Annotated in this window: 25 protein-coding genes; 23 read left to right on the forward strand and 2 right to left on the reverse strand. The window is 42.9% G+C overall.

The genetic code is table 11. The annotated features are described in order from the left end of the window. Positions 1–86 precede the first annotated feature (86 nt). The 8 genes from A3M5_RS0103055 to pyrE are packed head-to-tail and all read left to right on the forward strand — an operon-like array spanning position 87 to position 9574. Entirely contained in the window at positions 87–995 is a 909-nt protein-coding gene (locus tag A3M5_RS0103055; protein ID WP_018392286.1) for an aspartate carbamoyltransferase catalytic subunit, read from the forward strand. Then, positions 979–2265, forward strand: coding sequence for a dihydroorotase (pyrC, locus tag A3M5_RS0103060; RefSeq protein WP_018392287.1), 1287 nt, complete (start codon positions 979–981; stop codon positions 2263–2265). The genes A3M5_RS0103055 and pyrC overlap by 17 nt, the downstream gene beginning before the upstream one ends. Further along, positions 2262–3353 carry a carbamoyl phosphate synthase small subunit gene (locus tag A3M5_RS0103065; protein WP_026221568.1) on the forward strand — a complete coding sequence of 364 codons (1092 nt, stop codon included), beginning with the start codon at positions 2262–2264 and terminating at the stop codon, positions 3351–3353. Before pyrC ends, A3M5_RS0103065 begins: the two co-directional genes overlap by 4 nt. Further along, entirely contained in the window at positions 3346–6552 is a 3207-nt protein-coding gene (gene carB, locus A3M5_RS0103070) for a carbamoyl-phosphate synthase large subunit (RefSeq protein ID WP_018392289.1), read from the forward strand. The genes A3M5_RS0103065 and carB overlap by 8 nt, the downstream gene beginning before the upstream one ends. Continuing rightward, positions 6549–7328 (forward strand): dihydroorotate dehydrogenase electron transfer subunit, encoded by a 780-nt coding sequence (locus A3M5_RS0103075; protein WP_018392290.1) that lies wholly within the window; start codon positions 6549–6551, stop codon positions 7326–7328. The genes carB and A3M5_RS0103075 overlap by 4 nt, the downstream gene beginning before the upstream one ends. After that, positions 7325–8236: a dihydroorotate dehydrogenase gene (locus A3M5_RS0103080; protein ID WP_018392291.1), complete on the forward strand. Its 912-nt coding sequence runs from the start codon at positions 7325–7327 to the stop codon at positions 8234–8236. Before A3M5_RS0103075 ends, A3M5_RS0103080 begins: the two co-directional genes overlap by 4 nt. Further along, positions 8236–8946 carry an orotidine-5'-phosphate decarboxylase gene (gene pyrF, locus A3M5_RS0103085; RefSeq protein WP_018392292.1) on the forward strand — a complete coding sequence of 237 codons (711 nt, stop codon included), beginning with the start codon at positions 8236–8238 and terminating at the stop codon, positions 8944–8946. Before A3M5_RS0103080 ends, pyrF begins: the two co-directional genes overlap by 1 nt. Before the next feature lies 1 nt (position 8947). Next, the gene (pyrE, locus tag A3M5_RS0103090; RefSeq protein WP_018392293.1) at positions 8948–9574 is read left to right on the forward strand and encodes an orotate phosphoribosyltransferase; all 627 of its coding nucleotides are present in this window, start codon (positions 8948–8950) and stop codon (positions 9572–9574) included. 100 nt (positions 9575–9674) lie between these two features. Here pyrE and A3M5_RS0103095 read toward each other — a convergent pair whose 3' ends face one another. Continuing rightward, complete coding sequence (locus tag A3M5_RS0103095) at positions 9675–11378, reverse strand: Rqc2 family fibronectin-binding protein (protein ID WP_018392294.1); 1704 nt, start codon at positions 11376–11378, stop codon at positions 9675–9677. Positions 11379–11544: 166 nt separating this feature from the next. On the opposite strand from A3M5_RS0103095, the gene remA reads away from it, so the two are divergent. The 14 genes from remA (at position 11545) to spoVM (ending at position 24593) form a co-directional block, all read left to right on the forward strand. Beyond that, positions 11545–11805 (forward strand): extracellular matrix/biofilm regulator RemA, encoded by a 261-nt coding sequence (gene remA, locus A3M5_RS0103100; RefSeq protein ID WP_018392295.1) that lies wholly within the window; start codon positions 11545–11547, stop codon positions 11803–11805. 5 nt (positions 11806–11810) lie between these two features. Then, positions 11811–12428 carry a guanylate kinase gene (gmk, locus tag A3M5_RS0103105; RefSeq protein WP_026221569.1) on the forward strand — a complete coding sequence of 206 codons (618 nt, stop codon included), beginning with the start codon at positions 11811–11813 and terminating at the stop codon, positions 12426–12428. Continuing rightward, positions 12428–12655 (forward strand): DNA-directed RNA polymerase subunit omega, encoded by a 228-nt coding sequence (gene rpoZ, locus A3M5_RS0103110; protein ID WP_018392297.1) that lies wholly within the window; start codon positions 12428–12430, stop codon positions 12653–12655. Before gmk ends, rpoZ begins: the two co-directional genes overlap by 1 nt. Before the next feature lie 80 nt (positions 12656–12735). Beyond that, positions 12736–13941 (forward strand): bifunctional phosphopantothenoylcysteine decarboxylase/phosphopantothenate--cysteine ligase CoaBC, encoded by a 1206-nt coding sequence (gene coaBC / locus A3M5_RS0103115; protein ID WP_018392298.1) that lies wholly within the window; start codon positions 12736–12738, stop codon positions 13939–13941. After that, a complete protein-coding gene (gene priA, locus A3M5_RS0103120) occupies positions 13938–16334 on the forward strand; it encodes a primosomal protein N' (RefSeq protein WP_018392299.1) in 2397 nt (798 codons plus the stop codon). The genes coaBC and priA overlap by 4 nt, the downstream gene beginning before the upstream one ends. Positions 16335–16353: 19 nt before the next feature. Continuing rightward, positions 16354–16836 carry a peptide deformylase gene (gene def / locus A3M5_RS0103125; RefSeq protein WP_018392300.1) on the forward strand — a complete coding sequence of 161 codons (483 nt, stop codon included), beginning with the start codon at positions 16354–16356 and terminating at the stop codon, positions 16834–16836. Continuing rightward, a complete protein-coding gene (fmt, locus tag A3M5_RS0103130; RefSeq protein ID WP_018392301.1) occupies positions 16836–17774 on the forward strand; it encodes a methionyl-tRNA formyltransferase in 939 nt (312 codons plus the stop codon). Before def ends, fmt begins: the two co-directional genes overlap by 1 nt. Before the next feature lies 1 nt (position 17775). Next, the gene (gene rsmB / locus A3M5_RS0103135) at positions 17776–19104 is read left to right on the forward strand and encodes a 16S rRNA (cytosine(967)-C(5))-methyltransferase RsmB (RefSeq protein WP_018392302.1); all 1329 of its coding nucleotides are present in this window, start codon (positions 17776–17778) and stop codon (positions 19102–19104) included. Next, complete coding sequence (gene rlmN / locus A3M5_RS0103140; RefSeq protein ID WP_018392303.1) at positions 19101–20186, forward strand: dual-specificity RNA methyltransferase RlmN; 1086 nt, start codon at positions 19101–19103, stop codon at positions 20184–20186. The genes rsmB and rlmN overlap by 4 nt, the downstream gene beginning before the upstream one ends. A 5-nt stretch (positions 20187–20191) precedes the next feature. After that, positions 20192–20944 (forward strand): Stp1/IreP family PP2C-type Ser/Thr phosphatase, encoded by a 753-nt coding sequence (locus tag A3M5_RS0103145; RefSeq protein WP_018392304.1) that lies wholly within the window; start codon positions 20192–20194, stop codon positions 20942–20944. 5 nt (positions 20945–20949) lie between these two features. Then, positions 20950–22884, forward strand: a complete 1935-nt coding sequence (gene pknB / locus A3M5_RS0103150) for a Stk1 family PASTA domain-containing Ser/Thr kinase (RefSeq protein ID WP_018392305.1) — start codon at positions 20950–20952, stop codon at positions 22882–22884. A gap of 11 nt (positions 22885–22895) precedes the next feature. Further along, positions 22896–23771, forward strand: coding sequence for a ribosome small subunit-dependent GTPase A (gene rsgA / locus A3M5_RS0103155; RefSeq protein ID WP_018392306.1), 876 nt, complete (start codon positions 22896–22898; stop codon positions 23769–23771). Between the two features lie 79 nt (positions 23772–23850). After that, on the forward strand, positions 23851–24513 hold the full coding sequence (locus A3M5_RS0103160) for a thiamine diphosphokinase (RefSeq protein WP_026221570.1): 663 nt from the start codon (positions 23851–23853) through the stop codon (positions 24511–24513). Then, positions 24510–24593 (forward strand): stage V sporulation protein SpoVM, encoded by an 84-nt coding sequence (gene spoVM / locus A3M5_RS26540; protein ID WP_034285583.1) that lies wholly within the window; start codon positions 24510–24512, stop codon positions 24591–24593. Before A3M5_RS0103160 ends, spoVM begins: the two co-directional genes overlap by 4 nt. A gap of 56 nt (positions 24594–24649) precedes the next feature. Here the strand turns inward: spoVM and rpmB are convergent, their stop codons facing one another. Next, entirely contained in the window at positions 24650–24838 is a 189-nt protein-coding gene (gene rpmB / locus A3M5_RS0103170) for a 50S ribosomal protein L28 (RefSeq protein ID WP_018392308.1), read from the reverse strand. Between the two features lie 224 nt (positions 24839–25062). Between rpmB and A3M5_RS0103175 the strand changes: the two genes are divergently transcribed. After that, positions 25063–25425, forward strand: coding sequence for an Asp23/Gls24 family envelope stress response protein (locus tag A3M5_RS0103175; protein ID WP_018392309.1), 363 nt, complete (start codon positions 25063–25065; stop codon positions 25423–25425). Positions 25426–25429 lie beyond the last annotated feature (4 nt).

Raw genomic sequence — 25429 nt, forward strand, 5'->3', positions numbered from 1 at the left:
AGTACAGCTTCGTTATGCTGTAAAGACGAGAAAACACCCCATTCTTGAGGGTGTTTTTTTCATGAAAACGGAGGCGGAAATCGACGATGAAAAATATAGTTTCAATTAGGGATTTGAATAAAGATGAAATTTTGTTAATATTAATGCAGGCACAGAAATTTGCGGAAGGCGAGGTTTGGTCACCAGATGAAAAATTATTTGTCGCAAATTTGTTTTTCGAAGCGAGTACGAGAACGAAAACGAGTTTTGAAATGGCAGAACGAAAAATAGGACTTGGTGTCATTCCATTTGATGTCGGCAGCTCGAGTGTATTAAAAGGTGAAACGCTGTATGACACGGTACGTACGATGGAAGCAATCGGTGTGAATGCAGTTGTCATCCGCCACGAAGAAGATGCATATTATGATGAACTTGTCGGCCATATTGACATTCCAGTTATTAACGCAGGCGATGGATGTGGACAGCATCCGACACAATGTTTGCTTGACCTACTCACTATTCAACAGGAATTTGGTTCGTTTGAAGGACTGAAAATTGGCATTGTCGGTGACATTCGTCATAGCCGTGTCGCCCGTTCGAATGCAGAAGCATTGCAAAGACTTGGCGCAGATGTGAAGTTTTCAGGACCACCAGAATGGTTTGAAGATGAATTTATGAACTCGGGCGGATTCGTTGAAATTGATGAACTCATCGAGCAGGTGGATGTACTCATGCTTCTGCGCATTCAGCATGAACGGCACCAAGTGGCGTCCTCGATGACGAAAGAAGAATATCACGTTCGCTTTGGATTGACAGAAGAGCGGGAACACCGTATGAAAAATAGAAGTATTATTATGCACCCAGCACCGGTAAACCGCGATGCAGAAATTGCCGACAGCTTGGTTGAATGCGAACGATCACGTATATTTAAACAGATGGAAAATGGGGTATACGTACGTATGGCTGTATTAAAAGAGGTACTTGAAGGGAGACTGTCAAATGAGCTGGTTAATTAGAAATGGACAAATCTTAAGCGAAAACGGTGAATTATTGAGTGCGGATATTCGCATTCAGGACGGTAAAATTGCTGAAATCGGAACGGATCTTACAGCATCCAATGAAGAAGTTATCGATGCAGGCGGCAGCTTAGTTGCACCGGGCCTTGTAGATCTGCATGTTCATTTGCGAGAGCCGGGTGGTGAGCATAAAGAAACGATCGATTCAGGCACAATGGCCGCAGCAAAAGGCGGGTTCACGACAATTGCCGCCATGCCAAACACACGCCCTGTACCAGATACAGTAGAAAACCTCCAAAAAGTAAACGGCTTAATCGATCAAAAAGCGCACGTCCGCGTATTGCCATATGCATCGATTACGATTCGCCAAGCCGGGAAAGAACTCGTTGACTTCCCCCTATTAAAAGAAAATGGTGCATTTGCTTATACAGACGATGGCGTGGGTATTCAAGAGGCAGGCATGATGCATGCAGCTATGAAAAAAGCAGCAGCGATCGACATGGCGATTGTTGCACACTGCGAAGATAACAGTTTAATTTATGGCGGTGCCGTTCACGAAGGAGAATATTCAAAACGTGAAGGTATTCCTGGTATTCCTGCGATCTGTGAATCGGTGCAAATTGCTCGTGATGTACTGCTTGCCGAAGCAGCAAACTGTCACTATCACGTTTGTCATGTCAGTACAAAAGAATCGGTCCGCGTCATCCGCGATGCAAAAAAAGCCGGCATTCGTGTGACAGGAGAAGTATCACCGCATCATCTTGTGCTAACAGATCTTGATATTCCAGATCAAGACCCGAATTTTAAAATGAATCCACCGTTGCGCTCGTCAGCAGATAAAGAGGCGTTAATCGGAGGACTGCTTGATGGGACAATTGATTTCATCGCAACGGATCATGCACCGCATACTGCGGAAGAAAAAGCAGCCGGCATTCAAAAAGCACCATTCGGCATTACAGGATTTGAAACAGCATTCCCGCTTCTATATACAGAACTTGTGCAAAAAAATGTGATGACATTGAAACAACTTGTTGATTGGATGACGATCAAGCCATCTGAAACATTTAATTTGCCGTTTGGCCGTTTAGAAGTAGGGGCTGTAGCGGATATTACGGTTATTGACCTTGAAACAGAAAAAGAAGTCGATCCAGAAACATTTTTATCTAAAGGGAAAAACACGCCATTTACAGGCCGCAAGTTAACTGGATGGCCGACAGTAACATTTTTTGAAGGAAATCTTGTATGGCAGGAAGGAACGAAACAATCATGAAAAAACAGCTGATTTTAGAAGACGGAACGATATTTACTGGCGAGGGGTTTGGAAGTAACAAAGATATTACAGGCGAAGTCGTTTTTACAACAGGAATGACAGGCTATCAGGAAACATTGTCTGATCCGTCGTTTTGCGGACAGATTGTCACATTTACGTATCCATTAATCGGAAACTATGGTATAAACCGTGACGATTTTGAAACGATTCAACCGGCTGTGAAAGCACTTGTTGTAAAAGAAGCAGCTGATTTTCCTTCTAACTTCAGAAGTGAATTTTCAATTGATGAATATTTAAAAATGAAAGACATTCCAGGCATTTCTGGTATCGACACACGTAAATTAACACGTATCATTCGTAAATATGGGGCATTAAAAGGTGCTATTGTGTCTGCAGATGCAAATGCAGAAGAAGTTGTTCACCGTCTGCAGGCAACCGTATTGCCGACAGACCAGGTGGCACAGGTGTCAACGAAATCTGCATATCCAAGTCCGGGCCGCGGATTCCGCGTTGTGCTCATTGATTTTGGTATGAAGCATGGCATTTTACGAGAGCTAAACAACCGTGACTGTGATGTCACCGTCGTGCCGCATGATACGACAGGTGAACAAATTATGCAGTTCAAGCCAGATGGTATTATGTTGACAAACGGACCTGGAGACCCAAAAGATGTGCCGTATGCAATTGAAACGGTTAAATATTTGATCGGAAAAGTGCCGGTTTTCGGTATTTGTCTTGGCCATCAGCTGTTCGCGCTTGCATCAGGCGCGGATACATTTAAGTTGAAATTTGGTCACCGGGGATCGAACCACCCGGTTAAAGATTTGGAAACAGGACGAACAGCTCTTACATCACAAAATCATGGCTATGCTGTAGATGAAGAAACGATTAAAAACACAGACTTGAAAGTGACGCATCTTGCATTGAACGATGGTACAGTCGAAGGACTTGCTCATAAAACATATCCGGCATTCACGGTTCAATACCATCCAGAAGCATCACCAGGTCCGGAAGATGACAATATTTTATTTGACCGCTTTATTGATATGATGAAAAAGAACGTTGCAAAGGAGAAACAAAATGCCTAAACGCACAGATATTAAAAGTATACTCGTCATTGGTTCCGGCCCTATTGTGATTGGCCAGGCAGCAGAGTTCGACTACGCAGGAACGCAGGCATGCCTTGCGTTAAAAGAAGAAGGATATCGAGTCATTCTTGTTAACTCGAATCCGGCAACGATTATGACGGATGCAGAAATTGCAGATGCTGTTTATATCGAACCGATCACACTTGAATTTGTAAGCCGCATTATCCAAAAAGAACGTCCAGACGCGGTTTTGCCGACACTTGGCGGGCAGACAGGTTTGAATATGGCGGTTGAATTGGCCAATGCAGGTGTGCTTGAAGAATACAAAGTAGAAGTACTCGGAACAAAATTGTCTGCGATTGAACAAGCTGAAGACCGTGATCTTTTCCGTACCTTAATGAATGATTTGAACGAGCCAGTACCGGATAGTGATATCATTCATAACTTGGAAGAAGCATATGCATTCGTTGAACGAATTGGCTATCCAGTGATCGTGCGTCCTGCTTATACACTAGGCGGCACGGGCGGCGGAATTTGCGAGAATAAAGAAGAATTGATTGAAATTGTCACGAGCGGATTGAAGCATAGCCCTGTAACGCAATGTCTTCTTGAGAAAAGCATAGCCGGTTTTAAAGAAATTGAATACGAAGTGATGCGTGACTCAAGCGATAATGCGATCGTTGTATGTAACATGGAAAACATTGACCCAGTCGGTGTTCATACAGGCGACTCGATCGTTGTGGCGCCAAGCCAAACATTGACGGATCGTGAATACCAAATGCTTCGCAACACGTCATTGAAAATCATTCGTGCGCTCGGTATTGAAGGTGGCTGTAACGTACAGCTTGCACTTGATCCATATAGTTTCCAGTATTACATTATTGAAGTGAACCCGCGTGTAAGTCGTTCATCTGCTCTTGCGTCAAAAGCAACAGGTTATCCAATTGCGAAACTTGCAGCGAAAATTGCGGTCGGATTAACCCTTGACGAAATGATGAACCCTGTTACAGGAAAAACATACGCATGTTTTGAGCCTGCACTTGATTACATCGTATCGAAAATTCCACGCTGGCCATTTGATAAATTTGAAAACGCAAACCGGACACTTGGCACGCAAATGAAAGCAACAGGCGAAGTCATGGCGATCGGCCGTACGTTTGAAGAATCCATGTTGAAAGCGGTACGTTCACTTGAAAGCGGCGTTTTTCACCTCGGACTTGATGAACTTGCGGATAAAGAGGATGCTTTTATTGAAAAACGTATTCGTAAAGCAGGCGATGAGCGTTTGTTCTATCTTGGTGAAGCACTGCGCCGCGGCATTACGATTGAAACGATTCACGAGTGGAGCCAGATTGACCTGTTTTTCCTGAAAAAGTTCGAAAACATCGTTCGTTTTGAAAAAGAGATAGAAAATAATCCATTTGATACCGCAGTTGCCAAAAAAGCGAAAGAGCTCGGATTTGCAGACAAAACAATCGCACAAATGTGGGCGAAAACAGATAAAGAAATTTACGACTGGCGCAAAGAAAACGGCATCGTTCCTGTGTTCAAAACCGTTGATACGTGTGCCGCTGAATTTGAATCCGAAACACCGTACTACTACGGTACCTATGAAGAAGAAAACGAATCAATCGTGACAGATCGCAAATCTGTTGTCGTTCTTGGGTCAGGTCCAATTCGTATTGGCCAGGGTGTCGAGTTTGATTATGCGACTGTTCACTCTGTATGGGCGTTAAAAGAAGCGGGTTATGAGGCAATCATTGTTAACAATAACCCAGAAACGGTCTCAACGGACTTCAGTATTTCCGATAAACTATACTTTGAGCCACTTACAATTGAAGATGTGATGCACATTATCGATCATGAAAAACCGGAAGGCGTTATCGTACAGTTCGGCGGACAGACAGCGATCAATCTTGCGGATAAACTCGTTGAACATGGTGTGAAAATTCTTGGTACGAGCCTAGAAGACGTAGACCGTGCTGAAAACCGAGATAAATTTGAGCAGGCATTGCAGGAACTTGATGTGCGGCAGCCGCTCGGTAAAACGGCGTTCTCTGTTGAGACAGCGGTTGAAATCGCGAACAACATTGGCTACCCGGTGCTCGTCCGTCCTTCTTATGTACTCGGTGGACGTGCGATGGAAATCGTCTATAAAGAGGCAGAACTTCTTCAATATATGACAAATGCAGTAAAAATCAACCCGGAGCACCCAGTATTGATTGACCGTTATTTAACAGGTCAGGAAATCGAAGTCGATGCGATTTCGGATGGTACAGATGTTGTTATTCCGGGCATTATGGAGCATATTGAGCGCGCAGGTGTTCATTCAGGTGACTCCATTGCCGTCTATCCACCACAAAAATTGACAGAGGATCAAAAAGCACAAATTATTGATTACACAGTAAGACTGGCAAAGGGCTTAAACATTATCGGTCTATTGAACATTCAATATGTTATCTCTAAAGGCGATATATTTGTCATTGAAGTGAATCCGCGTTCAAGTCGTACTGTTCCATTCTTGAGCAAAATTACCAATGTTCCGATGGCGAACGTTGCCACAAAAGCTATTATGGGCCAATCGTTGAAAGAAATGGGCTACGAGACAGGTCTTATACCTGAAAAAGAGGGTGTCTATGTTAAAGTGCCGGTATTCTCATTTGCTAAATTGCGCCGCGTTGATACAACGCTCGGTCCTGAAATGAAATCGACAGGCGAAGTAATGGGGAAAGATGATACACTTGAAAAAGCATTGTATAAAGGACTTGTGGCATCCGGTATGAAAATTCCGAGAAAAGGTGCTGTCCTGCTAACTGTAGCCGATAAAGATAAAGACGAAGCACTTGCACTTGCAAAACGCTTTCACAACATAGGCTTTCAGCTGCTTGCGACATACGGTACAGCGAACTTCTTGCGTCAATCCGGTATACCGGTTGAAACGGTATCGAAAATTGGTGCAAAAGGTCCGGATATGCTTGATCTAATCCGCAGTGGACAGGCACAATTTATTATTAATACGCTCACAAAAGGCAAACAGCCAGCACGTGATGGATTCCGTATTCGCCGCGAAACAGTCGAAAATGGTATCCCATGCTTAACATCACTTGATACAGCTGATGCAATTTTGCAAGTACTTGAATCAATGATCTTTAACGCGGAAGCAATGCCAAAACCGGCATTGGAGGCGGCTCATATATGATTCAAAAAGAGTTGATGACCGTAACAAACCAGACGGAAATCGCCCATAATATTTATGAAATGACATTGCAAGGTACACTTGTTAATCAAATGAACGAACCAGGTCAGTTCGTTCATTTGAAAGCAGGTGACGAAATGATCCCACTGTTGCGCCGCCCAATCAGCATTGCCCGCATCGAACAGGAAAAACAGGAATTTACGATGATTTACCGGGCAGAAGGGGCAGGTACGAATGCACTTGCGAAAAAGCGCACAGGCGACTTTGTTGACGTACTAGGTCCACTCGGTCATGGTTTTCCAGTTGAGGAAGCACAACCAGGGCAAACAGCTCTTTTAATTGGAGGCGGTATTGGTGTTCCTCCTCTGTATGAATTATCGCGCCGTTTAAATGCCAAAGGCGTTAAAACAATTCATGTACTTGGTTTTCAAAATAAAGAAGCAGCGTTTTACACAGAGCAATTTTTATCACTTGGCGACACGTATGTATCTACAGTAGACGGTTCACTCGGTGAGCAAGGATTTGTCACAGATGTTGTGAACAATCACGGATTAAAAGCCGATATTTTTTATTCATGCGGTCCAACAGTCATGTTAAAAGCAGTCGAACAGCTTCATGCAGCTCCTCACGGTTACATTTCGCTTGAAGAACGGATGGGTTGTGGGATCGGTGCTTGCTTCGCCTGTGTCTGCCATCCAAAAGAAGATGAATCGGGCACTGCGTATTTGAAAGTTTGCAGCGATGGCCCAGTCTTTTCAGCTGGGGAGGTAGCGCTTTGAATAGATTAAATATTGAGCTTCCTGGTCTTTCGTTAAAAAATCCTGTTATGCCAGCATCAGGCTGCTTTGGATTCGGCCGTGAATTCAGCCAGCTATATGATTTAAGCTCGCTTGGTGCAATCATGATTAAAGCGACGACAGAAGAACCGCGCTACGGCAACGCCACGCCACGTGTCGCGGAAACACCGGCGGGCATGCTCAATGCGATCGGCCTTCAAAACCCGGGTCTTGAAAAAGTCATCGCAAATGAACTTGAGTGGTTGAAACAATTTGACGTCCCGATTATTGCGAACGTAGCTGGATCACAGACAGAAGATTATGTGCAGGTAGCGAAAGAAATTTCCAAAGTGGATAACGTTCATGCGCTTGAATTAAACATTTCCTGCCCGAACGTCAAAACAGGCGGCATCGCATTTGGTACCATTCCTGAAACAGCGAAAGAGCTGACAAAGCGTGTAAAAGAAGTATCAGATGTGCCAGTTTACGTGAAGCTGTCGCCAAACGTAACGAATATTGTTGAAATGGCGAAAGCCGTAGAAGATGGCGGTGCAGATGGCATTACGATGATTAATACATTAATCGGTATGCGCATTGATTTAAAAACAGCACGTCCAGTACTATCGAATCGTACAGGCGGCTTGTCCGGTCCTGCGGTAAAACCGGTCGCTGTTCGGATGGTCTATGAAGTCAGCCAGAATACAAATTTACCGATTATCGGCATGGGCGGCATTTCAAGCGTAGAAGACATTATTGAATTTTATTTTGCCGGTGCAGATGCAGTCGCAGTTGGCACAGCGAACTTTGTCAATCCGTTTATATGTACAGAATTGATCGAGCAGTTAGATCAATATTTAGAAGCACATAACGTGGATCATATTAGCGAACTGAAGGGGCGGAGCTGGAAGTAATGGAGAGAGAACCAATTATTGCACTCGACTTCCCTTCATGGGAGCAAACCGAACAATTTCTTGCCCCTTTTGATCAAGAACAGCTGTATGTGAAAGTCGGCATGGAGCTTTATTTGCAAAATGGCCCGTTTATTATTGAACGGTTAAAAGAAATGAATCATCGTATTTTCCTTGATTTAAAATTGCATGATATTCCAAATACAGTGCATCAGGCGATGAAAGGACTCGCATCACTCGGTGTGGACATGATTAACGTTCATGCAGCAGGCGGTGTTCAAATGATGGCGGCGGCTCGTGCGGGACTGGATGAAGGGTCTATTAACGGCAAACGTCCAGTTTTGCTGGCGGTGACACAATTGACTTCGACATCAGAAGAAGCCATGCAGGCCGATCAGTTAATTTCTGTACCGCTCCATGAGTCTGTTCTTCATTATGCGAAAAAAGCGAAAGAAGCAGGCTGTGACGGCGTCGTCTGCTCGGTTCTTGAAGCATCGGCTATTCGTAATGCATGCGGTGAAGACTTTTATAAAGTAACGCCGGGCATCCGCTTAAAAGATGGAAATGTGGATGATCAGCAGCGAATTGCTGATCCTAGAGAAGCACGCGAAATCGGTTCGACTATGATTGTTGTAGGCCGTCCGATTACGAAAGCAGCCGATCCAGTCGCTGCCTATCATCATGTGAAAGCACTGTGGGAGGGACAATCTTAATATGAAAAAAGAAATTGCAGAAGAATTATTGAAAATCCGTGCGGTGTATTTACAGCCAAATGATCCATTTACATGGTCTTCTGGCATGAAGTCACCAATTTATTGCGATAACCGGTTGACGTTGTCTTATCCAGAAACGCGTCAAAAAATCGCTAAAGGATTAGCTGAATTAATTAAAACGAACTATCCTGAAGCGGAAATCCTAGCTGGAACAGCAACCGCTGGTATCCCTCATGCTGCATGGGTATCAGACGTGTTAAACTTGCCAATGTGTTATGTTCGCTCGAAAGCGAAAGAACACGGAAAAGGCAACCAAATTGAAGGTAAAATTGCAGAAGGTGCGAAAGTTGTCGTTATTGAAGATTTAATTTCAACGGGAGGCAGTGCGATTACAGCGGCAGAAGCGTTACGCGAAGCAGGCTGTGACGTCCTTGGTGTTGCAGCAATCTTTACATACGGATTGCCAAAAGGAGATTCACGTCTTGCGGAAGCTCAATTACAAGCAGCTTCGTTGAGCGACTATGATGCATTGATTGAAGTTGCAGCGGAAAAAGAATATGTAGAGGCTAGCGACATTGAAACATTGAAACAATGGAAACAAAACCCTGATGCGTGGGGAACGAAATAAAGAGATCGGTCACAAATTTGTGACCGATCTCTTTATTTTTGCACAAAATGAACAGGATTCGCGTGTAAGTTAGAAAATCAAGCTTGTTCTGTTCGCTTTTTTATTTTTTCATCTCCATCACTTTACCTTCGTCAGGTGTCACATAAACTGTATGCTGCTGATCGTAAATAACAAAGCCAGGTTTAGCACCGGATGGTTTTTTGACGTGGCGAACTTTCGTGTAATCGACTGGTACGGAAGAAGATTCTTTCGCTTTGCTATAGTAGGCGGCGATGATCGCGGCTTCTAAAATGGTTTCGTCTGACGGTTCGGCTGATTGGATAACGATGTGTGAGCCAGGAATGTCTTTCGTGTGGAGCCATATATCATCACGTCTTGCCACTTTATTCGTTAAATAATCATTTTGTCGATTGTTTTTGCCAGCGTGAATAAGCGTACCGTCGGATGATACATATTCTTCGATAACTGGTTTTTCAGGTTTCTTTTTCTTTTTCACATGACGTGCTTTAATGTAGCCTTCTTCCACGAGTTCTTCACGAATTTCTTCAATATCCCGTGGTGATGCGGATTCAAGCTGCTGAAACAAAGCTTCAAAGTAATAGATTTCATCATTCGTTTTCGCGATCTGTTCTTGAACGACGATGATCGCATTTTTCGCTTTTTGATAGCGTGAAAAGTATTTTTGTGCGTTGTCAGCGGGATTTTTACGTGGATCAAGCGGGATCGTAATCATGGAACCTGCTTCATCATAATAATTGAGCACTTGTATCTCATTCATGCCTTTTTTTACTGCATACAAGTTTGCTGTTAACAGTTCGCCAAGACGCTGATATTCACCGGCATTTTCCGCTTCTTCAAGAGTCCGTTCGAGCTTGTGTATTTTTGAACGGTTTTTTTGAAGTTCATTGCTGATTAAACGCTCGAGGTCATTTCCTTGCTGGCGGACACGGTCGCGTTCAGCTTTACCGAAATAATAACGGTCCAGAAGCATGGATAATGTATCAAGTTTCGTACGTTCACCTTTTAAATGGGATAAGTCGATCATATAAAAATAGGTTTTATCACCGCTATCGATCATAACGGGCGTATATTTTTTTTCAAGAATCGGTTTCATTGTTTTAACAAACGCACCCGGAATCGTTTCGCGGTTGGCAAGACCAGCACACGCAACGACTTCATTGCTAATGAGCGGAGATAATCCTTCAAAAGAAGCAACGAGTTGTTTTCCAATTTTACCGGTATTAAAATCAATAGACTGCAAGACTGTTTCCACATCAGCGATAAGTGGATTTTTTTTGTTTTGCGCTGGCGGGTTTACGTAAAGTGAACCTGGTAAAATAGTTCGGTAGCTATTCTGCGCTGGCGGTATGTGTTTAATACTGTCAATCATCGTACCTTTTTCTTTATCAACGAGAATGATGTTACTATGGCGGCCCATTATTTCCACGTACAGCTGTTTGTATGAAATATCTCCGATTTCATTTTTGCCTTTAAACTCAAACATAATCGTCCGGTCAAGACCGTTTTGCTGGATATTTTCTAAAATCGCTCCGTCTAAATGTTTACGCATCATGACACAAAAAAGCGGTGGTTCGGATGGGTTGTCCTGTACCGTATCTGTCAATTGCACTCGTGCGTAAGATGGATGAGCAGATAGCAAAAGCTTGTTGTTTTTTCCGCGTGCTCGAATAACCATAATCAATTCATTTTTATATGGCTGGTGAATTTTATTGACGCGTCCGCCTGTGAGCGCTTCGTTCAATTCTTCCACCATTGCCTTCGTAAATAATCCATCAAATGCCATAAGTCATACTCCCTTTTCAAACGAACATATTTATCCATCATATCATGGAATATATGAATACGTAAATTTGCAGTTCGCTTATTTTTTAAGCGATAATAGGAGAAAATATGATATAATACATCAAGTATGCAAGAACGGATAAGAATAACAAAGGGGAATGTGGACGATGCAGTTAATCAATATTGGTTTCGGCAGTGTCGTCTCGGCAGAGCGGATTGTAGCTATCGTCAGTCCAGAATCGGCACCGATCAAACGGCTTGTTCAAGATTCACGTGAACGGGGAAACCTCGTCGATGCGACATTTGGCCGCCGGACGCGTGCAGTTATCATTACGGATAGCAACCATATTGTTTTATCAGCCGTTCAGCCAGAAACGGTGGCGAACCGTGCTGTTTTGAAAGATGAGGACACAGAGGAAGGAATGTGAAAGACGTGAAAGAAAAAGGTTTGCTGATCGTATTGTCCGGGCCATCAGGTGTCGGAAAAGGGACGGTGCGAAAAGCAATTTTTTCAAGGGACGATGTAAAGTTCGACTATTCGATTTCGATGACGACACGCAAGCCGCGTGAAGGAGAAGTCGATGGGATCGATTACTTTTTTAAATCCCGTGAGGAATTTGAACAGCTTATTGCAGCTGGAAAGCTGTTGGAATATGCTGAATTTGTCGGCAACTATTATGGAACACCGGTTGATTATGTGCGCGCAACACTCGATGCAGGAACCGATATTTTTCTCGAAATCGAAGTGGAAGGCGCTCGTCAGGTAAGAGAAAAGTTTCCGGAAGGACTGTTTATTTTTCTTGCACCGCCAAGTCTTTCCGAGCTGCACAGCCGGATCATTAATCGTGGCACAGAGACAGATGATGTGATCCATGGCCGTATGGAACAGGCAAGAAAAGAAATTGAGATGATGGATTTATATGACTACGTCGTTGAAAATGATGAAGTCGAGCGGGCGTGCAGCCGCATCCAATCGATTATTGAAGCGGAGCATTGCCGACGTGAACGTGTGCAACACCGCTATCAAATTATGCTAGAAGGTGAAAATTAATGTTATATCCATCCATTGATAACTTATTGACGAAAATTGATTCAAAATACTCGCTCGTTAGTGTTGCCGCTAAACGTGCACGTTATATGCAGGAAAATAAAGGGTCAGAATTGTTATATTCATATAAGTCACATAAATACGTTGGCAAAGCGCTTGAAGAAATTTATGCTGATGAACTTGTGATGAAAAAGAAAAACGCGAACGAAACGTATTCAGACGAAGTATAAATAATGAACAAATGTAAAAGGGCGGCTTACACCGGCCTTTTCTTTTTTATCAGAATGATTTGAACGGAGGGGTACATGATATGAATGGAAAACATATTTTACTATGCGTCAGCGGTGGTATTGCTGTTTATAAAGCGGCTGCCCTTACGAGTAAGTTAAAACAGGCAGGTGCCGAGGTGAAAGTTGTCATGACCGAATCTGCGCAGCAATTTGTAACACCGATTACGTTTCAAGCGCTGTCTGGTCAGCCTGTTTACACAGACACATTTGACGAAAAGGACCCAGCGAAAATTGCGCACATTGATATTGCTGACTGGGCAGATCTTGTGATCGTTGCTCCGGCCACAGCTAATATGATCGCAAAAATGGCGAATGGCATCGGTGATGATATGGTTTCGACCGTTTTGCTTGCCGGTACAGCACCGCGATGGATCGCACCGGCGATGAATGTTCACATGTATGCTCATCCGGCTGTGCAAAACAATATGAATACACTCAAATCATTCGGATATCGGTTTATTGAACCAGGTGAAGGGTATCTTGCATGCGGCTATACAGGAAAAGGACGTCTGGAAGAACCAGAGGTCATTACAGCACTCGTTACGGAGTATTTTTTAGGGCAGCAGCATAAACCGCTCGCTGGAAAAAAAGTCATTGTCACAGCAGGACCGACTCGTGAAGCAGTGGATCCGGTCCGTTTTTTCACAAACCGGTCAACTGGTAAAATGGGCTATGCAGTCGCTGAAGCAGCGCGCGACTTCGGTGCGGATGTTGAACTTATCTCCGGTCCAGTTACTATTGAGCCGCCTTCAGGTATTTCCGTTACACATGTTGAAAGTGCAGAAGAGATGTTTCAAGCCGTTATGTCGTCTTATGATGAAGCAGATATCGTCGTAAAGACAGCAGCCGTTGCAGATTATCGGCCAAAACGTGTCTATGATCATAAAATGAAAAAACAAGACGGTGAATTATCAATAGAACTTGAGCGGACGACTGATATTTTAAAAACACTTGGTGAACAAAAAAAACATCAGTTTTTAATTGGTTTTGCAGCTGAAACGAACGATGTCAAGACGTATGCGAAACAAAAGCTTGAGTCCAAAAATGCCGATATGATTGTGGCAAACAACGTGAAGCAGGCAGGTGCAGGATTCGGAGGCGATACGAATATTATTACTATTTTTCATCGTGATGGGTCGCATAAAGAATTCGATATGATGTCGAAAAAGGAAGCAGCTGTTCACCTTTTAACAGAAGCGATTGAGCAAATGGGTGATGGGCAATGAATGTAGCATCTGTCATTGTCGATGTGGCTGTCATGCAGACAGACCGCCCGTTTGACTACGAAATTCCGGAACGGTGGCAAGAAGTCATTCAACCTGGAATGCGTGTTATCGTGCCATTCGGTCCGCGCCACGTGCAAGGATTCGTCCTTGAGATAAAAGTGGACACAGAGATCCGTAAGCTAAAACCAATCGTAGAGCCGATGGATATTATCCCTGTTTTAAGCGAAGAACTGATGAAACTTGCCCACTGGCTAACAATCGAATCACTTTGCTTTAAAATATCTGCACTTCACGTAATGCTGCCAGCGGCGATGAAAGTGAAGTATTCAAAACTAATCCGCCTGACAGGGGAGAAGTCTCTTCCACCAGAACTGGCTTCCTTATTTAAAGGCCAAACGGAAATTCCATGGGAAGAAGCGTCTGATGCTGGTGCACTAGCCGATATTCGAAAAGAAGTGAAAAAGGGCACGATCGAGGTTATTTATTCGGTTAAAAGCAAAGGACGTAAAAAAACGGTCCGTATGGTGAGATGCTTATTGTCAGAAGAAGCACTGGCTGAAACAGTTGGAACGATGGCGAAAAATGCGGTTAAACAAAAAGAAGCACTGCTCGCCTTTTCGGGGAGAAGAGGTAACTGGCTGACGTTAAAAGAAACCGGTATGTCATCGGCAACAGCGAAATCGCTCCTTGGAAAAGGATGGATAGAAGAAAAGCAGGAAGAAATGTATCGTGATCCACATAGTGGAAGGCATTTTGAACCGGACAAGCCGCTTAAATTAACAGAAAATCAACAGGAAGCCATCGAACCGATTCTAGCTACAATAAACGATGGTACAACAGAGACATTTTTACTTCATGGTGTTACAGGAAGCGGGAAAACGGAAATTTATTTGCAATCGATCAGCCAGGTCATTGAAAAAGGACAGGAAGCCATTGTGCTTGTGCCGGAAATTTCATTGACACCGCAAATGACGGAGCGATTTAAGCGCCGGTTTGGAAATGATGTCGCGGTGCTACATAGCGGTCTGTCTATCGGAGAAAAGTATGATGAATGGAGGAAAATTAGCCGGAAAGAAGTGAAAGTCGTCGTCGGTGCGCGGTCGGCTGTTTTTGCGCCGTTTGAAAATATAGGGCTTATTATCATTGATGAAGAGCACGAAACGAGCTATAAACAGGAAGAAAATCCCCGTTATCATGCACGTGATGTAGCGATTTGGCGAGCTGCTTACTATGATTGCCCGGTTATTTTAGGGAGTGCAACACCATCTCTGGAATCATTCGCTCGTGCAAAAAAAGGTGTATATACTCTTTTAACGCTTGATAATCGAGTCAATGACCGACCGCTGCCGAGCGTTGATATTATCGATATGAGAGAAGAACTGCGTGAAGGGAACCGGTCGATGTTTTCACGTACACTTTTTGATAAAATAAAAGATCGGCTCGAAAAAGAAGAACAGACCGTTTTATTTTTGAATAAACGCGGCTATTCATCCTTTATCATGTGCCGTGACTGTGGGTATGTGGCCGGCTGTCCACATTGTGATGTGTCGATGACATATCACCGCCACCGCCATCAGTTAAAGTGTCATTACTGTGGCTATGAAGAACCGGCACCGAATATATGCCCGGAATGCGGCAGTGAGCATATCCGTCATTTTGGCACCGGTACGCAAAAAATCGAAGAAGAATTGTTGAAGCTCTTGCCGGAAGTGCGTATTATTCGCATGGATGTTGATACGACGGGAACGAAAGGATCACATGAAAGATTGCTCCGTCAGTTTGCTAATAAAGAAGCTGATATTTTACTTGGGACGCAAATGATAGCAAAAGGACTCGATTTTCCTGATATTACGCTCGTCGGTGTACTGAGCGCTGATACGATGCTTCATTTGCCTGATTTTCGTTCATCGGAAAAAACGTTTCAGCTGTTAACACAAGTGAGTGGACGTGCAGGTCGTCATCATCTGCCAGGTGAAGTAGTTGTTCAGACATACACGCCGGAGCACTACAGCATTCAACTTGCTGCGGAACAAAATTATGAGTCGTTTTATCAGCAGGAAATGACGATGCGAAAAATGGGCGGCTATCCTCCATTTTATTATTTAGCTTTGATTAATGTAAGTCATAAAGAAGCCATTGAAGCATCCAGCGCCGCAAATAAAATTGTCACGAAAATAAAACCATCGCTTTCACCAGCTGCTGTTATTCTTGGACCGGTTGCATCGCCAATCGCACGGATCAACGATAGATATCGATGGCAATGTTTGATAAAATACAAACGTGAACCGAAGTTAACAGCCGTTTTAAAAGAAGTGCTTGAACATTATGCAAAACAAGGAAAATCGAACGAACTCTTAGTGTCCGTTGATATACATCCATATATGTTAATGTAGAAAAGAGGAACTATATTATATGACAGTGTTAAAAATTATTGAACACCCTTCCGTTATTTTAGAAACAAAATGCCGTCCGGTGACGCAGTTTGACAGCAAGCTAAAACGTCTCGTGCACGATATGGAAGAGACGATGATTGAAGCGGACGGCGTCGGTCTGGCTGCACCGCAAATCGGGCAAGATATTCGCCTAGCTATTGTAGACATTGAAGATGAGCACGGATTAATTGTGTTAATTAATCCAGAACTAATAGAGTCGTCAGGCAAGCAGACGGACATTGAAGGGTGCTTAAGTTTTCCAGAATTATACGGTGAAGTAAACCGCCCAAATGTTATTAAAATTAAAGCGGAAAATGTAAAAGGACAATCGTATATATTGCAGGCAAAAGGCTTTTTAGCCCGAGCAATTCTGCATGAAATGGATCATCTTGATGGCGTTTTATTTACATCAAAAGTAATAAAATACATTCCAGCAGGGGAATTAGAAAGGGTGGATACGTAATGACGAAAATTATATTTATGGGCACCCCTCAATTTTCTGTTCCGGTTCTCGGTCAACTGATTGAAGACGGGTATGACGTTCTTGCTGTGGTCACACAGCCAGACCGACCTGTTGGCCGTAAAAAAGTGATGACACCGCCGCCGGTAAAAGAAGCAGCTATTGCACACAATTTACCCGTTTTACAGCCGGAAAAATTGTTAAGGTCTGATGAATTACAGCAAATGATTAATCTGAAACCGGATCTTATTGTAACGGCTGCATACGGGCAGCTTTTGCCAAATGAACTGCTGGAAGCGCCGAAATATGGCTGCATTAATGTTCATGCGTCATTACTGCCAGAATTGCGTGGGGGAGCACCGATTCATTATTCACTATTACAAGGGAAAAAAGAAACAGGCATTACGATTATGTATATGGCAGAAAAGCTAGATGCCGGTGATATCATTAGCCAGTCGGTCGTTCCAATTGAAGAAGCAGATCATACCGGTATATTGCACGATAAATTAAGCGAAGTCGGGGCAGCACTGTTGTCTGAAACGATCCCAGCTATTTTATCAGGAACATCCAGTCGCACGCCACAGGACGAATCAAAAGCGACATTTGCACCGAACATACGTCGTACGGATGAAAAAATTGACTGGAACCGATCTGGTGAAGAGTTGTATAATCAAGTGCGCGGTCTTCATCCATGGCCGGTTGCTTATACGACGCTTGATGGAAATGTTGTGAAAGTATGGAAAGCAAAAAAAGAAACAGGATCATCAGCACCAGGTGTAGTAACAGCTATCGAGGAAGACAGTTTTATCGTCTCTACTGGATCGAATACAGCACTTAAAATCATTGAATTACAGCCTGCTGGTAAAAAGCGGATGAGTGCGCGCGATTATTTACGTGGTTCAGGTTCTACATTAAAAGTCGGCATGAAGTTTGGAGAGTAATATGGGAATAATGAACGTGCGCGAAACAGCGCTTGAATTAATTGATACAGTTGAAAAAAGCGGTTCATATAGTAATTTAATGTTAAATAATGCGATTGAAAAGAACAACATATCTGGACGTGATGCAGCACTGTTGACAGAAATCATGTACGGTACGATTCAACGGAAATTAACACTTGATTTTTACTTGGCTCCCTTTTTGAACAAAAAACCGGAGCGATGGGTGAACAATTTACTCCGTTTATCACTTTATCAAATGGTCTATCTTGATAAAGTGCCGGAGAGAGCTATTATTCATGAAGCGGTTAACATTGCAAAGAAACGCGGTCATAAAGGAATTGCTAGTATGGTAAACGGTGTGCTCCGTTCTATTCAACGAGAAGGGGTACCGGATACAAAGACGATTCAAGATGATACAGAGCGTATTTCCATTGAAACGAGTCATCCGCTCTGGCTCGTGAAACGATGGATTGGTGCATACGGCGTCGAAAAAACAGAAGCCATGTGCCAGCACAATTTAACAGCGCCTGATCAGACAGCCCGTGTAAATGAAATGAAGATCACACGTCATGAGGCGATTGAAAAACTTCAAGAAGAAGGATTTGACGCATCGCCTTCTGAGGTGTCACCACATGCAATACGAATTGCAAAAGGCAACGCAGCGAAATCATCGTTATATACAGAAGGCATCATTTCCATTCAAGATGAAAGCTCCATGCTTGTAGCGCCAGTTTTAGGCGCATCGCCAGGACAGCATGTTCTTGATATGTGTGCGGCACCTGGCGGGAAAACAGCTCACATTTCAGAATTAATGAATAATAAAGGGCATATTGATGCGCTTGATATTCATGAACATAAATTGAAACTTGTGACACAAAATGCAGAACGTCTATCACTTTCAAACATTCATGTTCAAAAACAAGATGCGAGAAAAGCCGGTGACATTTTTGAAAAAGAAACATTTGATGCGATTCTCGTTGATGCTCCGTGCTCCGGACTTGGTGTTATTCGCCGAAAACCGGATTTGAAATACGCCAAGGTGGAAAAAGATTTGGAGAATTTGCAGACGATTCAGTTGAATATTTTAGCGGCGGCGGCACCTTTAGTAAAAGAAAATGGTGTGCTTGTTTACAGTACATGTACAGTAGATAAAGAAGAAAATGAAGGAACAGTTACGTCATTTTTAGCGACTCATCCGGAATTCCAGCCTGAGCCGCTTGAACATATCTCCATACAGCCGAAGTCAACTATGCTGCAAGTATTTCCAGACGACTTTGGCGGAGACGGATTTTTCATTAGTAAATTTAGAAAGAAGGCAAAACATAAATGAATGCAGTAACGAAAAAACAAACAGATGAGCAGAAGCCGAAGCCATCGATATATTCATTGGAGCTTCATGAACTGAAAGACTGGCTTTTAGAAAATGGGGAAAAACCTTTCCGTGCCGATCAAATTTTTGACTGGCTATATATAAAGCGAGCAACATCAGTAGAAGATATGACAAACGTGTCAAAAGAATTACGTGAAAAATTAGAACAGTCCTTTTTGTTTACCGCATTAAAAACAGCCATCCAGCAAGAATCAGCTGACGGGACGATTAAATTTTTATTTGAACTGCATGATGGTTATTCAATCGAAACTGTATTAATGCGTCATGAATATGGCAACTCTGTTTGTGTGACAACGCAGGTTGGCTGCCGCATAGGCTGTACATTTTGCGCATCGACACTAGGCGGATTGAAACGAAACCTAGAAGCTGGTGAAATTGTCGCGCAAGTTGTAAAAGTACAGCAGGCACTTGATGAAGTGGGAGAACGTGTTAGTTCTGTCGTCATTATGGGGATTGGGGAACCATTTGATAATTACGATGAAATGATGTCATTTTTGCACATCATTAACCATGAAAAAGGCTTAAATATCGGTGCCCGCCACATTACTGTATCAACGAGCGGCATCGTGCCGAAAATATACAAATTTGCGGATGAAAAAACACAAATTAATTTCGCTGTGTCTCTTCATGCATCAAATGATGAATTACGCACAAAGTTAATGCCAATTAACCGAGCGTATAAATTAAAGGATTTGATGGAAGCTATTCGTTATTATACGGAAAAAACAGGACGCCGCATTAGCTTTGAATACGGTTTGTTCGGTGGTGAAAATGACTCGATTGCTCATGCGGAAGAACTAGCAACGCTTATTAAAGGAATTAAATGCCATGTTAATTTAATTCCAGTCAATTATGTGCTCGAACGTGATTACGTTCGTACACCACGCAATAAAATCTTTGAATTTGAAAAAACATTGAAACAGAACGGCGTTAATGTAACGATTCGCCGTGAGCAAGGAACGGATATTGATGCGGCATGCGGACAACTCCGTGCGAAAGAGCGTGCCAGCGAAACGAGGTGATCAGTGTGAATGCTGTATTTCAAACGGACATAGGCCGTGTTCGCGCTCATAATGAAGATCATGGCGGCGTGTTTTATCATGGAGATCATCTTTGTTTAGCAGTAGTAGCAGATGGGATGGGCGGTCACAACGCAGGTGATATCGCGAGCCGGATGACGATTGAAGCGATGGAGCGTGCCTGGAACACGTCGGCATCAACTATTAAATCATCCGATGATGCAGTTGAATGGCTGAAATCAATTATTTTAGTCGTTAATAAGGATATTTTGAATCATGCAAATGAACATTCTGAATGCAGTGGTATGGGAACAACGCTTGTTGCTGCATTATGTACAGAGAAATTTTGCACCATTGCAAGCATCGGCGACAGCCGGTGCTATTTGCAAAGTGAAAGTGGTTTTACGCAAGTAACGGAAGACCATTCACTTGTCAATGAACTTGTGAAATCCGGAGAGATCACACGTGAAGACGCGGAAAATCATCCGAAAAAAAATGTGTTGACACGTGCACTAGGTACAGATGAAAAACTAATCGTTGATTACCGGACGATTATGTTCGAAGAAGACGATTATTTGCTTCTATGCTCAGATGGTTTGTCTAATAAAGTGACGACCACTCATATGCAACATGTTCTTCAATCTGCGGATTCGCTGCCGCTAAAAGCGGATACACTCATTCAGATGGCCAATGAAAATGGTGGGGAAGACAATATTACCGTTGTGCTTCTCGAACAGTGTGCGGGCAGTGAAAGCGGGTGAGTGGAATGTTAATTGGAAAACGCTTAAGTGGCCGCTATAAAATTGAACGGATGATTGGCGGCGGCGGTATGGCTCATGTCTATCTTGCCCGGGATATCATATTAGACCGCGATGTGGCCATTAAAGTGCTTCGTTTTGATTTTGTCGGAGAAGATGAGTTTTTGCGCCGGTTTCAACGAGAAGCTCAAGCTGCGTCAAGTCTTATTCATCAGAATATTGTCAGTATTTACGACATCGGAGAAGAAGACAATGTCAATTTTATTGTGATGGAATATGTAGATGGTATGACGTTAAAAGAATACATTCAGCAATATTCACCTCTTCCATATGAAAAAGTAATCGATATTATGAAGCAGATGACGGCAGCAGTGGCATTCGCACATCAGCACTCGATTATTCATAGGGATGTAAAACCACATAATATGTTAATCGATCATGATGGCACGGTGAAAATGACTGATTTCGGTATTGCGATGGCGATGAGTGCAACGTCGATTACACAGACCAACACGGTTCTTGGCTCTGTTCATTACATTTCCCCAGAGCAGGCAAGAGGCGGAATGGCAACCAAAAAGTCCGACATATACGCTCTTGGTATTGTGATGTACGAGTTGTTAACAGGAAGGCTTCCTTTTTCAGGGGAGTCGGCTGTCTCCATTGCTTTAAAGCATTTGCAATCTGAGACACCGTCTGTAAAGCAGTTATACCCAACGATTCCACAAAGTATTGAAAATATCGTGCTCCATGCGACGGCGAAAGATCCGTTTCACCGATATGCGAATACAGAGGAAATGGAAGTAGACCTATCCACTGCATTGGAAGACTATCGCCTTCGTGAAGAGAAATTTACTATACCAGATGAAGATGACGAAGAGACGAAGTCAATTCCGATTGTTATACCAAAACCTCTGGAACGAATAATGGCTACACCAGTGCCGGAAGAAAAAACGGAGAAACCAAACCTAAAGAAAAAACGCAAAAAGTGGCCATGGTTTCTTGCCATACTCTTGTTAATCGCGATAGCCGCGGTGATTATCTGGCCAATTGTGACAGCGCCGAAAGATATTGAAGTACCTGATACAACAGAGGACAGACTGGATGCTGCGGCATCTAAACTCGTCACAGCAGGGCTCATTGTTGGAGAAACGCATGAAGAATTCAATGCGCATGTTGCAGAAGGAAAAGTGATCTATACGAATCCTGCGGCTGGTGAAAGTGTGAAGGAAGATAGCACGGTGGACTTGTACGTGTCTGCGGGCAAAGAGCAAGTGGAAATGACAGATTACGTGGGAAAGACATTGGAAGAAACACGCGAATTGTTGGAAGAAGCGGGATTTCGAAATGTGGATGTAGAAATGATTCATGATGAAAGTGAAGCAGGAACCGTGCTGGAACAAAATCCTGAAGCTGGTGAAAAAGTTATTCCGGAAGAAGTAGATGTAGAATTAACTGTAAGCGCTGGTCTTGCAAATGTTATCCTCATTGATTTGACAGACTACAACAAAAAAAGTCTTGAAGACTATGCGGACTCTGCTGGTATTATCATCGATATTGCGGGAGAAGAATATTCAGATACAGTCGATGCAGGACAGGTGTTGACACAAATACCACAGGCAGGTAGTGAAGTTGCACCGGGCAGCACGGTCAAAGTTACTTTATCAAAAGGACTGGAAGAAATTCCACCCAAGACGGTTAGAAAAGACATTGTAATTCCTTATGAGCCGGAAACAGAAGGTGAAACGCAAGAAGTGCAGATTTACATTGAAGATATCGACCATAGCATGACTGAACCGTATGAGAAGTTTTTAATTACTGAAGATACAGAGCGAACGCTTGAATTTGTCATTGAAAAAGGAACGAAAGCGGGATATAAAGTCATTCGTGACCAAACTGTCATTATGGACGAATCGATTTTATTCCCAGAAGAAGAAAATGAATAAGGTGGTGCTTCATGCCAGAAGGCAAAATTATTAAAGCGTTGAGCGGCTTTTACTATGTTCTAAACGAAGAAAACATCATTCAATGCCGAGGGCGGGGGGTATTCCGGAAACAGAATATTACGCCGCTCGTCGGTGATTATGTAGAATATGAAGCAGAAAATGATAAAGAAGGATATGTTTTGTCGATTGAAGAGCGCAAAAACGAACTTCCCCGTCCCCCTATAGCGAATATTGATCAGGCGGTGCTCGTTTTTTCAGCAATGGAGCCTGCGTTTAGTACAACACTTTTAGATCGTTTTCTCGTGCTTATTGAATCAAAAGATATTGAACCGATTATTTGTATTACGAAAACGGATTTGCTAAATAAAGTAGATGAACTGGCACATTATGTATCAAATTATCGGAATATTGGTTACACCGTGATCGAGACATCCTCTGAAACGTTCAATGGCCTGGAAGCACTTGGTGATTACTTAAAAGGAAAAACGTCTGTTTTTGCCGGCCAGTCGGGTGTCGGTAAATCATCTTTGTTAAATGCGATTCGTCCGGATCTGCACTTGAAAACAGATGAAATATCTAATTCGCTCGGCCGGGGCAAGCATACGACTCGTCATGTGGAACTCATTCTAGCAGCAGGCGGACTAGTCGCTGATACACCTGGATTCAGTTCGCTGGATTTTGATGGAATTGAAGTAGAGGAGTTGTCTTCTTGCTTTCCAGAAATGGCGGAAAGGAGTAACGCATGTAAATTCCGAGGCTGCATTCATGTGAATGAGCCAAAATGTGCGATCAAAAAAGCGGTAGAGGATGGCGACATTCCATCGTACCGTTACGATCATTATTTGCAATTTATCGAGGAAATTAAAGAGAGAAAGCCGAGGTATTAGTTGTGATGATCAAAACTATTCACAATAAAGAAGATCGAGGAGCTGCGATTAAAAACATTTGCTCAGCAGCAAAAAACGCATGATTATCCGCATTGTCGCCGGCGGGCCGGAGCAGGAACTGCCGGATTTGCAGTTATTAGATGTAAGGGACACTGTATGGATCGGAGTGGACCGTGGAGCGCTTTATTTACTGGACCGTGGGATCACACCGATGAAAGCACTCGGTGACTTCGATTCAGTTTCGGATAAAGAAAAGCAAAAAATTGTCAATGCTGTTCCTGATCATGTCCAGTTTCCTGCTGAAAAAGATGAAACGGATTTAGAAATTGCACTAACGTATGCTATTAGTAAGAAGCCGGATGCAATCCATCTTTACGGTGTGACGGGCGGCCGGCTTGATCACTTTTTCGGTGCCGTGACGCTTCTTATGAAAGACGAAGTAATGAACGAAGGAACAACTGTTGCGATTATTGACCGTTACAACCACATTGCATTATATAAACCAGGGCGGATAGAAGTAGAAGCAGCAGAAAACAAGCATTATTATTCGTTTTTTGCAATGAACGAAAAAGTGGAAGAATTGACACTTAAAGGGTTTAAATATCCGCTTGTAAATCATTTGCTAAAAAGCGGTTCATCTAGGTGTGTGAGCAATGAAATAATCGGAAAAAAAGCGGTCTTTTCATTCCGTTCAGGCATATTAATGGTTATAAGAAGTATTGACGGGGGGATGAACCGTTGAAATTTTATACATTAAAGCTACCGAAATTTGTAGGTGGGATGATTCGAATGGTCTTATCTGCAGGGAAAAAGAACAAATAAAAAGCACCTGTGCATGGTGTATGAACTGTGCACAGGTGCTTTTTTATTATGAAAAATTAAACACGTTCAACTTTTCCAGATTTAAGCGCACGAGCGGAAACCCATACACGTTTCGGTTTACCGTCTACGAGGATGCGAACTTTTTGCAGGTTAGCTCCCCATGTACGTTTGCTTGAATTCATCGCGTGTGAACGATTGTTTCCAGTACGTGCTTTACGGCCAGAGATTACACATTGTTTTGGCATTTTATTCACTCCTTACTGTTCAGGATTCATATAGTCTATTTTATATTTGCAAGACACTTAAATAATTTATCATAATAACATAACGAATGCAACTACTTAAACAAAGTCTTTCAAGAAAAAAACCTTGACAGTGAAAAAGCCGATCTATCTTGGTTAGTAAGTTGTGAACATATATATAAGTATAGTAAAATGACAATAGTTCGATTCGCAAGGAGGGACTTTTCGTGACGATTGAATTAAAAACAGAACTTGGACACATTGATATCTCAAATGAAGTTATTGGGATGATTGCCGGTGGTGCAGCAGTGGATTGCTATGGAATTGTCGGAATGGCATCGAAAAAGCAGTTGAAAGATGGTATTACTGAAATTTTGCGTCGTGAAAACTTTACGCGTGGCGTCATTGTTCGCCAGGAAGAAGACCAAGTGTTTATCGATATGTATATTATCGTCAGCTATGGAACGAAAATTTCAGAAGTGGCAAGCAATGTTCAATCAAAAGTTAAATATACACTTAATAAAACAGTCGGCCTTTCGGTTGAGTCTGTTAATATTTTTGTACAGGGTGTGCGGGTAACGGGCCCTTAGTATA

Origin of the sequence: Bacillus sp. 37MA, assembly GCF_000372765.1 — a bacterium.
Taxonomy (GTDB): domain Bacteria; phylum Bacillota; class Bacilli; order Bacillales; family Domibacillaceae; genus Domibacillus; species Domibacillus aminovorans.

Coding starts and splice junctions, on each gene's coding strand:
- A3M5_RS0103055 (WP_018392286.1), top strand. CDS start 87: ATGAAAAATATAGTTTCAATTAGGGATTTGAATAAAGATGAAATTTTG.
- pyrC (WP_018392287.1), top strand. CDS start 979: ATGAGCTGGTTAATTAGAAATGGACAAATCTTAAGCGAAAACGGTGAA.
- A3M5_RS0103065 (WP_026221568.1), top strand. CDS start 2,262: ATGAAAAAACAGCTGATTTTAGAAGACGGAACGATATTTACTGGCGAG.
- carB (WP_018392289.1), top strand. CDS start 3,346: ATGCCTAAACGCACAGATATTAAAAGTATACTCGTCATTGGTTCCGGC.
- A3M5_RS0103075 (WP_018392290.1), top strand. CDS start 6,549: ATGATTCAAAAAGAGTTGATGACCGTAACAAACCAGACGGAAATCGCC.
- pyrF (WP_018392292.1), top strand. CDS start 8,236: ATGGAGAGAGAACCAATTATTGCACTCGACTTCCCTTCATGGGAGCAA.
- pyrE (WP_018392293.1), top strand. CDS start 8,948: ATGAAAAAAGAAATTGCAGAAGAATTATTGAAAATCCGTGCGGTGTAT.
- A3M5_RS0103095 (WP_018392294.1), bottom strand. CDS start 11,378: ATGGCATTTGATGGATTATTTACGAAGGCAATGGTGGAAGAATTGAAC.
- remA (WP_018392295.1), top strand. CDS start 11,545: ATGCAGTTAATCAATATTGGTTTCGGCAGTGTCGTCTCGGCAGAGCGG.
- rpoZ (WP_018392297.1), top strand. CDS start 12,428: ATGTTATATCCATCCATTGATAACTTATTGACGAAAATTGATTCAAAA.
- coaBC (WP_018392298.1), top strand. CDS start 12,736: ATGAATGGAAAACATATTTTACTATGCGTCAGCGGTGGTATTGCTGTT.
- priA (WP_018392299.1), top strand. CDS start 13,938: ATGAATGTAGCATCTGTCATTGTCGATGTGGCTGTCATGCAGACAGAC.
- def (WP_018392300.1), top strand. CDS start 16,354: ATGACAGTGTTAAAAATTATTGAACACCCTTCCGTTATTTTAGAAACA.
- fmt (WP_018392301.1), top strand. CDS start 16,836: ATGACGAAAATTATATTTATGGGCACCCCTCAATTTTCTGTTCCGGTT.
- rsmB (WP_018392302.1), top strand. CDS start 17,776: ATGGGAATAATGAACGTGCGCGAAACAGCGCTTGAATTAATTGATACA.
- rlmN (WP_018392303.1), top strand. CDS start 19,101: ATGAATGCAGTAACGAAAAAACAAACAGATGAGCAGAAGCCGAAGCCA.
- pknB (WP_018392305.1), top strand. CDS start 20,950: ATGTTAATTGGAAAACGCTTAAGTGGCCGCTATAAAATTGAACGGATG.
- rsgA (WP_018392306.1), top strand. CDS start 22,896: ATGCCAGAAGGCAAAATTATTAAAGCGTTGAGCGGCTTTTACTATGTT.
- A3M5_RS0103160 (WP_026221570.1), top strand. CDS start 23,851: ATGATTATCCGCATTGTCGCCGGCGGGCCGGAGCAGGAACTGCCGGAT.
- rpmB (WP_018392308.1), bottom strand. CDS start 24,838: ATGCCAAAACAATGTGTAATCTCTGGCCGTAAAGCACGTACTGGAAAC.